The sequence below is a fragment of the Micromonospora sp. R311 genome (assembly GCF_056780015.1).
The window spans coordinates 25,823-37,606 of the sequence record NZ_JBSWCE010000037.1 but is presented as its reverse complement, the minus strand read 5'-3'; the positions used below and the strand labels follow the sequence as shown (position 1 = coordinate 37,606).

At 69.7% G+C, this 11,784-nt stretch carries 7 protein-coding genes and 1 pseudogene; 3 read left to right on the top strand and 5 right to left on the bottom strand.

All coding sequences use genetic code 11. From position 1 onward, the window contains the following. Positions 1–8 precede the first annotated feature (8 nt). Positions 9–1,250 (top strand): styrene monooxygenase/indole monooxygenase family protein, encoded by a 1,242-nt coding sequence (locus tag AC1WTP_RS27130; protein ID WP_481652104.1) that lies wholly within the window; start codon positions 9–11, stop codon positions 1,248–1,250. 135 nt (positions 1,251–1,385) lie between these two features. Here AC1WTP_RS27130 and AC1WTP_RS27125 read toward each other — a convergent pair. Continuing rightward, a pseudogene (locus AC1WTP_RS27125) lies at positions 1,386–1,717 on the bottom strand (transposase); the annotation flags it as partial. Positions 1,718–1,793: 76 nt separating this feature from the next. Here AC1WTP_RS27125 and AC1WTP_RS27120 point away from each other — a divergent pair. Continuing rightward, on the top strand, positions 1,794–2,060 hold the full coding sequence (locus AC1WTP_RS27120; RefSeq protein WP_481652084.1) for a transposase: 267 nt from the start codon (positions 1,794–1,796) through the stop codon (positions 2,058–2,060). Continuing rightward, positions 2,057–2,584, top strand: coding sequence for an IS3 family transposase (locus tag AC1WTP_RS27115; RefSeq protein ID WP_481652083.1), 528 nt, complete (start codon positions 2,057–2,059; stop codon positions 2,582–2,584). Before AC1WTP_RS27120 ends, AC1WTP_RS27115 begins: the two co-directional genes overlap by 4 nt. Positions 2,585–2,885: 301 nt before the next feature. Here AC1WTP_RS27115 and AC1WTP_RS27110 read toward each other — a convergent pair whose 3' ends face one another. The 4 genes from AC1WTP_RS27110 to AC1WTP_RS27095 form a co-directional block, all read right to left on the bottom strand. Then, positions 2,886–3,863, bottom strand: coding sequence for an ABC transporter permease subunit (locus AC1WTP_RS27110; protein WP_481652082.1), 978 nt, complete (start codon positions 3,861–3,863; stop codon positions 2,886–2,888). Continuing rightward, positions 3,860–4,759 (bottom strand): ABC transporter ATP-binding protein, encoded by a 900-nt coding sequence (locus AC1WTP_RS27105; protein WP_441165186.1) that lies wholly within the window; start codon positions 4,757–4,759, stop codon positions 3,860–3,862. Before AC1WTP_RS27105 ends, AC1WTP_RS27110 begins: the two co-directional genes overlap by 4 nt. Continuing rightward, a complete protein-coding gene (locus AC1WTP_RS27100; RefSeq protein WP_334613590.1) occupies positions 4,756–5,151 on the bottom strand; it encodes a GntR family transcriptional regulator in 396 nt (131 codons plus the stop codon). Before AC1WTP_RS27100 ends, AC1WTP_RS27105 begins: the two co-directional genes overlap by 4 nt. Positions 5,152–5,471: 320 nt before the next feature. Beyond that, positions 5,472–11,660: a S8 family serine peptidase gene (locus AC1WTP_RS27095; RefSeq protein ID WP_481652081.1), complete on the bottom strand. Its 6,189-nt coding sequence runs from the start codon at positions 11,658–11,660 to the stop codon at positions 5,472–5,474. Positions 11,661–11,784: the final 124 nt, after the last annotated feature.

Genomic DNA, 11,784 nt, shown 5'->3' with positions numbered 1-11,784 from the left:
AGGCACCAATGCGCAGAATTCTGATCGTGGGGGCCGGACAGTCCGGGCTGCAACTCGGGCTGAGCCTTCTCGCCGAAGGGTACGACGTGACCATCATGTCGGCCCGCACACCTGACGAGATCCGCCGCGGCTGGGTGATGAGCACCCAGGCCATGTTCGCCGCGGCCCTGAACACCGAGCGCCAGTACGGGCTGGATCTCTGGCAGGAGCAGGCACCGGCCATCGAGGGGCTGCACGTGTCCCTGTCCGCCCCGCCCGGCGAGCGCGCCCTGCGCATCCCCTGCCCCTTGGACGGCTACGCCCAAAGCACCGACCAGCGCCTGAAGATGGCCACCTGGCTGGAGTTGTTCGAGCAGCGCGGCGGCACCGTGCACTACCAGGGGGTGACGACCGCGGACCTGGACGGGCTGACCAGGCTCGGCCGCTACGACCTGACCATCGTCGCCGCCGGTAAGGGAGACCTGGTCGGCGTCTTCGACCGGGACCCCCAGCGATCGGTGTACACGGCGCCGCAGCGAGGACTCGCCGTCGCGTACGTGCACGGCATGGCACCAGACCCGCTGTGGCCCGTCCCGCACGTCAGCTTCAACGCGGTGCCAGGGCTCGGGGAACTGTTCGTCATCCCCGCGCTGACCCTGTCCGGACCATGCGAGATCCTCTTCTGGGAAGCGGTGCCCGACGGCCCGCTCGACCTGTGGAAAGAGCGGCGAGACCCGGCCGAGCACCTCAAACTGACCCTCGAGCTGACCCGGCAGTACACGCCATGGATCTACGACCGATGCGCCGACGTGGAGCTGACCGACGGCCGGGCCACCCTGTCCGGCCGGTACACCCCAACGGTGCGCCACCCCGTCGCGGAACTGCCCTCGGGCGGCCACGTTCTGGGCATGGCCGACGTGGTGGTCGCCAACGACCCCATCACCGGCCAGGGCAGCAACACCGCCGCCAAGTGCGCCTACTCCTACCTTGGATCCATCCTCGAGCGGGGCGACCAGCCGTTCGACCGGGAGTGGATGAGCCAGACGTTCGAACGGTTCTGGGAGGGGGCAGGACGAGCGGTTACCGACTGGACCAACGCCATGCTCCAGCCGCTGCCCCCGCACGTACAGCAGATCCTGGGCGCCGCATCCATGAACCCGACTATCGCCCGTCGGTTTGCCAACGGATTCTCCGACCCCAACGACTTCCAAGACTGGTTCATGACACCTGACGCCGCCGACGCATACCTGGCCTCACTCGCCGGCAGTTGATCCGCCGCATCGCCTAGCCCGGGGTACTGCTCAATATCACCGATAGGGATGTCAGGAGCGAGGGCCGGATCGCCCTGCGAACCGGCCCACGCCCTTGCCCGCAACTCGGTCACATCAGACCGTTGGTGTCGATCAAAAGCCCGTCGCCGCCGGTGCAGCCGGTCGAGCTCGGCCGCGAAGAAAGCCGACGCGGCCTTCAAGATCTCATTCGCCCGACGCAGCTCGGCGTTCTCCCGCCGCAGCCGCTTCAGCTCCGCAGACTCCTCCGACGTGACCCCGGGCCGCTGCCCGTCATCGACCTGCGCCTGACGCACCCACTTGCGCAACGTCTCCGCCGTGCCGATCCCCAGCCGGGCCGCCACCGCCGTGATGGCAGCCCAGTCCGACTCGTAGTTCGGCCGCACCTCCGCGACCATCCGCACCGCGCGCTCACGCAGCTCCTGCGGATACGGCTTCGTTCCTGCCATCTCTCGATCCTTCCCAAGCGGGGAAGTCTCTACAAGATCCGGGGCGGTTCAGTACACGGAGGAGTTCCGGCGGGACGTGGTCGATCTGGTCTGCTCGTCGCGGCGGCCGATTAATCAGGTGGCGCGTGAGTTGGGGATGAGTCACGAGACGCTGCGGAACTGGGTCCGCGCCGCCGAAGGCCAGGCCAGGGCCGCTACGACCTCCTCGGGTGGGGGCGGGTTGTCGGTGGCGGACAAGGACGCCGAGATCGCCCGGCTGCGGCGTGAGGTCGCGGAGTCGCGGCAGGAAAAGGAGATCCTGCGCAAGGCAGCCGCCTATTTCGTGAAGGAGATGGATCGGTGACCAGCCGCTTCCGGTTCATCTCCACCCACCGCGCCACCTTCGGCGTCAAGCGGCTGTGCCGGGTCCTGGCCGTGTCCCGCTCCGGGTTCTACCGCTGGGCCGCCGGCGAGCCGGCCCGTCAGGCTCGCGCCGCCGACGAGGATGCCCTCGCCGAGCAGATCAAGGTCATCTACGCCGACTCCGGTGGCGCCTACGGTTCGCCACGGGTGACCGCCGAGCCGCGCTGCCAGGGTGTGCGGGTCAACCGCAAGCGGGTCGAGCGGATCATGCGCCAACGCGACGTCGTGGGCCGGCACCTGCGCCGCCGCAAACGCACCACCATCCCGAATCCGGCCGTTCCGCCGTCGCCGGACCTGATCGGCAGGGACTTCACCGCCACCGCACCGGATCAGCGGCGCCCGATACAGCAGCGGCGGCTTCGCCGACGCCTGCCGCCGCCACGGCATCCGCCGCTCGATGGAGCGGATCGGATCGTCGTACGACAACGCCCTGGCCGAGGCGTTCTTCGCCACCCTCAAGCGTGAACTCGACGTCGACCACCGCCGCTGGGCCACCGAGGCCGACGCCCGCCGCGACGTGTTCCGCTGGATCGCCTTTACAACCACCGACGCCGCCAATCCGCGCTGGGCTACCTCAGCCCCGCCGACTACGAACAGACCCTCGAACCGAACATGCTGCAGCAGATCGCGGCATAACCCGGTGTCCACATCCTGGGGGAACCTCAGCACAGCTCTGCCATCCACACAACGTGAACGTCGACACGCCGCCCGGCCGACAAGCCGAACAGCGTGTCAACCAACACCGTGAACGGTTGTGGTCAGGGCACTAGATCACACGACGCCGTACCCGCCACACCACCACACCGATCAGGATCGTCGCGACGGCGATGAACAGGGCCGCCTCGATGAGCTGGAACGTCCAGAACCGGTCGGCCGGGTGGTAGACCCCGAACTGCTGGATGCCCCGCGCGTGCAGGAACTGGTTGAGGTTGGTGCCGGCCCGGTTGGCAGCTTCCTCCAGCTCGTAGTACTCGGTCCAGCTCAGCCTGCGCCCGGTGGCGTCTGCGTAGCCGTGTTCGATCATCCAGTCAGCGAAGCTGGGCACGGGCCGGTGCCCCGCCTGGTCCTTCGAGCCGCCGACGGGGACCGGCTCCATGGTGGTGAGCGGTGTGGCGTACGCGGGACGGGCCAACAGCGCCACCGACATCCGGGCGGCGAGGAACGCCCCGAACGCGACGCCGAACGCGGGCAGGCTGCGCCGCAGGATCGCCCCCGCGGCGGTGGCGACGCCGAACGCGAACAGCGCGTACGCCACCGGAACAAGTCCCTCCAGGTCGAAGGCGTCGTACTGGAACCGCCCTTCCCACGCGTCGAATGGCTGACGGAACCAGGTGAGCACCGCGGTGAACATCCCGGTGAGCGTGACGGTGACGCCGGCCAGTGCCGCGAGCTTGGCCGCCAGCCAGCGCATCCGCGGCACGGCCTGCGTCCAGGCGAGCTGCCAGGTGCCGTCCTCCAGTTCGCGCGCGAGCAGCGGCGCACCGAGGAACGCACCGATGACGACGGGGACCAGATAGAAGCCCGCCAGGAGGTTCTCGACGTACCCGTACTCCTCGTCGAGCCGGCGGAAGGAGGCCGCGCAGGCCTCGTTGATACCGGCCTCTCCCGCACACCGGGCGGGACCGCCGGGGAACAGGTCGTGGGCCTGCGTCCCGAGCACGAGTAGGGCAATGCCGAACATGCCGACAAGCAGACCCAGGACGCAGACCTCGGTCCGGTGCTGGCGCCAGATCAACCACGTCATGCCGCCACCCCCGACGTGACCGCGGCGCTCGGCTCGGACGGCCGGCGCAGGTACGCCAGCACCAGGTCCTCCAGCGCGACCGGCTGGGCCTGCCACCCAGGCGCGGCCGGGATCGCGCCGTCGCGTACCAGCAGGGTCGTGTGCCGGTCGCTGTGGACGGCCTCAACGACGGCGCCGGCCCGGTCGAGGTCGGTGGCCGTGCGCGGGCCGACGAGCAGCCGGTGCTCGGCGAGGAGGGTGTCGATGTCACCGGTGAGCGTGACCCGGCCGTGGTTAAGCACGACCAGGTGGTCGCAGACGCGCTCCAACTCGTGCACGACGTGGGAGGAGAACAGGACGGTCACCCCGCCTTCGGCCACCGCGCCCATGAGGACCTGCAGGAACTCGTGCCGGGCCAGCGGGTCGAGGCTGGCCACCGGCTCGTCGAGGACAAGCAGGTCCGGCCGCTTCGCCAGGGCCAGAGCCAACGCGACCTGGGCCTGCTGCCCGCCGGAGAGCGTACCGGCCCTGCGGTCGAGCGGGATGCCCAGCTTCGCCAGCCGGCGCTCGGCCAGCCCCTGGTCGAACCGCAGGTTGCAGGCCCGGCCGAAGCGGAGCATCTCGGCGACGGTGAAGCGCTTGTACAGCGGGTGGTCCTGGGCCAGGAACCCGACCCGGGACAGAGTTTGCGGGGTGCTGGCGGTGACGTCGTGGCCGAGGACCTCCACCGTGCCGGTGCTCGGTGCCAGCAACCCGACGGCCAGGCGCAGCAGCGTGGTCTTGCCCGCGCCGTTCGGCCCGACCAGGGCGATCACGCCGCCCGCCGGCAGGGCCAGGGTGCAGTCGCGCAGCGCCCAGCCCCTCCGGTACCGCTTGCCCACTCCGTCGGTGCGCAGCGCGAACTCGGTCGCTGTCACGCCACTTCCTCATTCCTCGTCTGCTGGTGGACGGAAGTAAAAAGCGCGTTGACCGCCTGCTCGTCGAGGCCGGCCGCGTAGGCGCGGCGCAGCCAGGTCGCCAGGCCGCGGCGCAGCGACGTGTACGTCGATGCCGACATCGCGGCCGACTGCTGTTCATTGACGAACGTGCCCTGGCCGGGCCGGCCGGTGACCAGGTTCTCCTGCTCCATCTGCCGATACGCCTTGGCGACGGTGTTCGGATTGATCGCCAGGTCCTCGACCACCTCGCGGATGAGCGGGAGGCGGTCACCGGGCTGGAGAAAGCCCAGCAGCACCGCCTGGCGGACCTGCTGGACGAGTTGCAGGTACGGCGGCACGCCGGAGTGGGTGTCGAGCCGGAAGACGAACACGGTAGCCCCTTACTGCTTTGCTAGTACCATAGTAAAGCAGTAAGTTGGCGGTCAAGAGAGCCGACGCGCCCGCAGAGCGGGCGTCAGGGGCCGCACCTGCAAGACCGACACCGTCAGGCGACCGCTCGTGCCGAGGTGGGTGCGTCACTACTGTGACCCGCCAGGCCGAGTGCTGGTGTTCCCTGAGGAACTCGCATTCTTTGCCACCAAGTGCGCGAGTACGGTCCGAAGCCGCGAACTCGGTAGTCGTGGTCAGAGCCTCCCCGGCAACCCTTTTCCGAGGAGGCTCTGACCACTGCTGGCGGACCGGTTCGGCTATCTCACAGGCGCGGGTCCTCCTGGACCTTCAGGGCGTTGAGGATCGGCTCGCGCTCACCGATCTCGCTGCGGAGCTCGACCTTCAGGTCGCCCCCGGTGTGCTTGACGGTGACCGTGTTCACGTCCGCGGTCAACGCGCCCGCCTTCGCCTGTACGTCGTGGTCGTGGAGCACGGCCTTGCCGTCGACCAGGACATCGAAGGTACGCATGCCGGCCTTGACCTTCTCGATCTCCGCGAAGCCGAGGCCGATCTGGTACGTGCCGGCGGGCGCGTTCTCGAACACGTAGGCGAACGTCTTCCCGGTCCGCTGGGCGCGGAACAACGCGTCATCCTCGGTGCCGGCGATGTCCGCCTTGGTGGCGCGCACGACGCCTCCGACGTACCCCCACGCTCCCGAGCCCAGCCCCTGGTCGGGCGACCAGACGAAGCCGTCGGCACCGACGTGCCCGGACCCGCCGACGTCGACGCCCTGCCAGTAGGCCGAGGTCGCCAGGCGGACCGGCTTGAGCTGGGCCTCGCTCTTGCCGGCGTTCGACGCCACGAGCACGTCCCCGACGGCCACGCCGGCCTCGACGTCGGCGTTGTCGGCCGTCGCCGTGACCGTGGTGGACTCCCCGGCCGCGAGCGTGACCGTGCCGGTTGCGGCCGCGCCCGTGAGGGTCAGCCACGGAAGGTCGGCGGCCTCGTGCCCGCCGTCGCTGGTGCGTTTCTGCTCGCTGAGCCGCACCTCGAGCGGGGCGGAGCCGGTGTTGGTCACGGTCATGTCGGCCGTCGCCTTCTGGTCCTTGTCGAGGAGCCAGTCGAAGTCACCTCCGGTGAGGGTGGCGACGCCCGTGGTCAACGCCGTGTCGACGACCTCGGCCTGATCCTTCTTGGCGATGGTCACGGGGCGGCTGGCGGTGACGTAGTTCGGCGCCTCGACCTGCACGGTGTTCTCGCCGACCAGCGCCTGAGCCTTCCACCGGCCCTTGGCGTCGGCCGTGATGACCCGCTCACCGTTCGGCCCCTTGAGCGTGACGATCGCGCCCTCGACCGGCTTGCCGTCGTTCTTGTCGGTGACCGTGCCCTCGATCGTGCCCGCGGCCGGGAGGGTGTACTCCAGCCCCAGGCCGGCCTTCAGGACGGGCTGGTTGAAGGAGTGCTGGCTCGCGGGGTTGCGCGTCAGGCTCTCCACGCCGACCGTCGCCGACGACCCCCGGGTGAGGGGGTTGTCGCCGCCGACGCCGTCGCCGTACCCGATCTGGATACGTCCGTCGGCGATCAGGGTGACCGAGAAGCTCACGCGAGCCGTCCGGTCGTTGTAGAAGGCGGCGTTGCGCCACTCGATGACCTCAGCGGCCAGGCCGTCCACCTCGGTGGTGCCGAAGTAGATGCCCGCCTCGTCGTCGACGACCAGGTCGTCCCAGAGCGGGTAGATCGCGTCGAACGCGTAGGGCGACGGCAGCTCCGTGTTGTTCCCCACGGCGCTGGCCTGGTCGAAGATCAGCTGGCCGTTCGTCGTCACGCACACGCCGTCCCAGGCCGTGTCATAGAACGGGAACAGGAAGCTGGAGTCGAACCACAGCACGCCGCAGACGTCATCGCCGTGCCACCCGGACTCCGCCGTACCCTGGCGGTAGAGCCCGTCGGTCACCTTCATCGAGTACGAGCGACCGGCGGGGGCCACCGGCACGGGGCCCGGCTCCGGCTGCTCGGGCTGGGGCTCCGGCTCCGCCGTGTCCGCGCGCGGGTCGAGCGTCACCCGCAGCGCGGCAATGGTCGGGGCCTTCAGGCCCTTCGAGCCCCGCAGCTCCACGGTCAGCGGACCGCCCTCGTGCTTCACGACGGCGGTGCGCCAGTCGGCGGCGTTCGGCCCCACGGCCGCGGCCGCGTCGTACGCGTACTCCGTCAGCGTTCCGTCCACGAGGACGTCGAACACCCGCTTCCCCTTGGCCACCTCTTCGATCTCGGCGAACCCGAGATCGATCGCGTAGGTGCCCTTCGGCGCGTCGGGGAACGTGTAGACCAGGTCCTTGCCCGGCGTGGTGCGCTGGGACTGGAACAGGGCGTCGTCCTCGGTGCCCTCGATCGCGGAGCCCGTGTTGGTCGTCTTGTCCTTCCCGGCGTAGCCCCACACCCCGTCACCGGCCGCCTGGTCGGCGGACCAGGTGAAGCCGGAGCCGTCGGTGAACGAGGTTCCGCCGGCGTTGACGCCGACCTGGTACTTCGTGGTCGTGAGCGTCACCGGGACGTAGGTCTTGGACTGGCGTCCGGAGTCGGACCGCACCACGATGTTCGCGCCGAGGACTCCTGGCTTGGCGTCCTTCGAGGAGAGCGAGACCTTGACGGTCGCCGACTGACCCGGGGCGAGGGTGCCGCGGGTCGAGGAGAGCGACAGCCACGGCAGGTCGGTGAGCAGATCGTCCTCGACGTCGACCAGCACGACGTCATCGGCGACCTGGTCCGCCGCCCACAGCGCCCCGGTCGAGTCGGTTTCGAGGCCGCCGCCCTGGGTCGCCTTCTGGCCCGGGAACCACCACGCGTTGACCAGCGAGCAGTCGACGGGGTCGACCTGCAGCAGGCGGGTGGGCCGGTTCGAGGTGAGGTCGGTGTACCAGATGGTGTCGGACGCCTGGTTGTAGGCCAGGCCCATCACCTCGGGCAGCGGCGGCGCGCAGAACGACAGCAGCGCACCGGCGTTCTCGTGCGACGTCCCGGCGACGGTTCCGATCATGCCGTTCCTCCGGCCGCCGACGTAGAACACGTCCTCCGCCGGGTTGTAGGCGAGTCCGGTCAGCTGCAGCGTGGACCAGTCACCCTTGATCTGCCGGGTCTCCTTCCCGGTCTCTCGGTCGAAGCAGTGGATGTAGCTGGCGGGGCTGTCCTCCATCTGGCACATGTCACCGGTCCTGGTGTCGAGCGCCATGTCGAACGCCCGGTACGCGGGGTTCCACGAGGCGTCGAAGACCTTCCCGGTCCGCTTGCCCGTCACCGTGTAGGCGGTGTTGGTCCGCGCGTTGTAGTCGTGGACCCAGACGTCGCCGTCGTACCCGATGCCGGTGGGCTCCTTCTCCGCGATCGTGCCCGGGATGGGGATCCGGGTGATGACATCCCCGCCGGAGGTCGGGCCGACCTTGGCGGCCGCCTGTGCTTCCGCCTTGGTCGCCGTCGCAGCCTTGCCGTCGGCGTTCGACGGCTTCATGCCGCTGGCACCGGCCTTCCACGCGGTGAGGTCGATCGTGCTGTCCGCACCCTTCCCGGTACGCGTCGTGGCGCTGGCGGCGTCGAGCTCGGGATGGCGCGCGGCCTCGCCCAGGTTGTACGTCAGCGGTGCCGAGCCGGTGTTGGTCAGCGTGAGCGTGCCGACGCCCTTCTGGTCGGTGCCCAGCACCGCGTCGAGGCCGTCGGCCTTCAGGCCGGCGACACCCGTGGCCAGCCGTGCGTCGATCTTGGCCTTGGCGTAGAGCTTGTCGAGGGAGAAGGGGTACGCCGCGGTCGTGTAGTTCGGCGCCTCGACGGTCATCGTGTAGTCGCCGACCGGAAGCTGGCGATGCACGATGCCCGTCCCGTTGGTCGTGACGCTCTCGACGAGGCCGTCCTTGTCGGTGAACGACACCTTGGCCCCGGACACCGGCAGCCCGTCGTTCTGGTCGACGACGGTCGCGTCGAGGTAGCCCCACTCGGGAAGGTCGTAGGTGACGATCATCCCGTCGCGCAGCACCGGGGCGTTGTCGGAGAACCGGATGCCGTCGACGCCGGCCCAGCCCTGGATGCCGGTGATGGTGCGGGCGCCGCCGGTCACCGGGTCGTCGGTGCCGATGCCGTCGCCGTACCCGAAGATCACGGTGCCGGAGCGGGTGAGCGTGGCCGAGAAGCTGACCGGCTCCGTGTACTCCGACCGGATCGGGTAGGCCCAGATCTTGGCGTTGCGGTACTCGACGACGAACGCGTCCTCGCCGTCGACCTTGGTGGCCGCCGTGAAGACGCCCCCGCCGGGGGCGAACTCGACGGGAGTCTCGACGTAGAACGGGAAGGCGCCGGCACCGCCGGTGCCGGGACCGGTGGAGCCGTCCGGGGCGATCACGCCCCGCAGGCCGATGCCGAGGGTGTCGTGGCTCCCGTTGTAGAGCGCCACCGGGAACGGCAGCTTCACCGTGGCCCACACGCCGCTGGTGAACGCGACCGGGTCGGTGCCGCGCAGGTACTCGCCCTCGGAGACGGCACAGGTGTAGCCGCCCTTGTCGACGACGAGCCCGACCGGGATCTCGGGCGACTCGTTCTGCGCGCCGACGGTCAGCCGGACCGTCGTGGGCGAGAAGCAGGCGTTGGGCTTGACGGTCAGCGTGTACCCGCCCTCGGGGACAGCGCTGATCGTGAACGCGCCGTTGGCATCGGTGCGTACCGGCTTCAGCGGCGTGTCCCTGACGGAGACGTCCGCGTTCGGGACGGGTCGCTTCTTGTCGTCGACGACCCTGCCGCTGATGTCGTGCCTCGCGGCGGCCGTGAGCGGCAGCCTGACGGAGGTGTCCTGGCCGAGGGAGATCGTGACGTTGGCGGTCGCGGTCAGGTAGCCGAAGACCTTGGTGCTGAGCTGGTAGTCGCCGACCGGGAGGTTCGTGGTGAACCGGCCGTCCTTGTCGGTTCCGATCGACCGGCTGAACGGACCGCTGATCGTCACCTCGGCGGCGGGGACCGGGGCGCCGTCAGCGGTGACGACACCGGTGAGGGTGCCACCCTGCTTGGGCGCGAGTTCGAGCAGGCGGACGAGGTCGAGCCTGCCTTCGCCGTACTTGTTGTTGACCTCGGCGGTGCCGCCGCACTCGGTGTCGTCGACGTCGACGGCCGACTCGGCGAGCAGGCGGCGGGTCTGCTCGATCCGCCCGATGAGGGTCGGGTCGTAGCTCCACAGCGCCGCGACGGCGCCGGCGACGTGGGGCGCCGCCATCGAGGTGCCGGACATCTCGGTGTAGCTGTTGTTCGGGTAGGACGACCGGACGGCGACGCCCGGAGCGGAGATCTCGGGCTTGATCCGGCCACCTTCACCCTCGCCCTTGCGGGAGAACGACGCGAGCGTGCCGTCCGACGCGTGGGCGCCGACGGAGTAGGCACTCTCGGCGGAGCCCGGCGAGGAAACGGTGTCGCATGCCGCGTACGGCGCGGTGTTGCCCGATGACCAGACGCTGAAGATGCCCGCGGCGCTCCAGGCCTCGTCGATGGCCCGGAAGAAGTCGTCGAAGTTGTGCTCGACGGTCTGGCCCCACGAGTTGTTGATGACATGGGGGCGCTTGGCCGGGTCAGGGTTGTTTCCCTGGACGTCGGTCGGGGCGAGCAGCCACCAGCCCGACCGGAGCAGCGACTCGACGCCGGTGTTGTCGCAGCAGCCGTTCGTCGCGATCCACTGCGCGTCCGGGGCGACGCCGACGTGGTTGGTGCCGTCGTCGCCGACCATGGTGCCCATGGTGTGCGTGCCGTGTCCGTTGTCGTCGCACGGCGCGCCCGTGCACGTGCCCCGGGTGGCCATCCAGTTGTAGTTGTGGTCGACGGTGCCGTCGGGCTTCGCACCGCGGTACTGGTGCATCAGGGCGGGGTGGTCCAACTGGACGCCCGAGTCGAGGTTGGACACGGTGATGCCCGCACCGGTGGCGCCCATGGCCCACGCCTCGGGGGCGTGGATGGCGTCCAGACCCCACGTGACGGTGCCTTCCTCGGCCGCGGCCTTCGGGGCGGCGGGGCGGGCAGCCTGGTCGGCGGGGATCTTCTCGTCCACGGGATCGACCAGCGCGACCTGTGGCGTCGCGTGGATCTCGGCGACCTGCACCTTCGAGGCCACGTCGAGGGCGAGCTTCTCGGTGCCCCCCTTGACGAGCACGGTGTTGGCGATCGGGTACGAGGTGTATTTGACGCCTGCCCGGTCGAGTTCGGTGGAGACCGATGCCAGGGAGGTCTTAGCCGCCGCGGTCAGCGCGTCGTAGACGAACTGACCGCGAGCGGTCCAGTCGGCGATCTTCTTGGCCGGCCCGAGGTCGGCTTTGGTGTCGAACGTGATCCAGAAGTCGGAAGCCGGCTGCGCGCGGAAGCGGTCCTTCAGGCTCGACTCGATCTTCTTGGCGGCCGCGCCGGGATCCGGCTCAGCGGCGGACGCCGGTAATGGCTGAATGATGCTCAGGCCGACCGCTGCGGCCAGCGAAGCCGCGAGGGCTTTGAGTCTCATGAAAAGTCCTTCTGCCTACAGGGGCTGGTAGGGGTCGTGGCTCTCGTGGTCGTCGACGCCATCGGCGTCGCGGGCGTCGGAGACGTCGCCTGCGCTGACGCGCGGCTCGCGCGACAGCTCGAGA

Bases quoted from the DNA above. Each gene is read 5' to 3' on its own strand.
- AC1WTP_RS27110 (WP_481652082.1), bottom strand. From the start codon at position 3,863: ATGACGTGGTTGATCTGGCGCCAGCACCGGACCGAGGTCTGCGTCCTG.
- AC1WTP_RS27130 (WP_481652104.1), top strand. From the start codon at position 9: ATGCGCAGAATTCTGATCGTGGGGGCCGGACAGTCCGGGCTGCAACTC.
- AC1WTP_RS27095 (WP_481652081.1), bottom strand. From the start codon at position 11,660: ATGAGACTCAAAGCCCTCGCGGCTTCGCTGGCCGCAGCGGTCGGCCTG.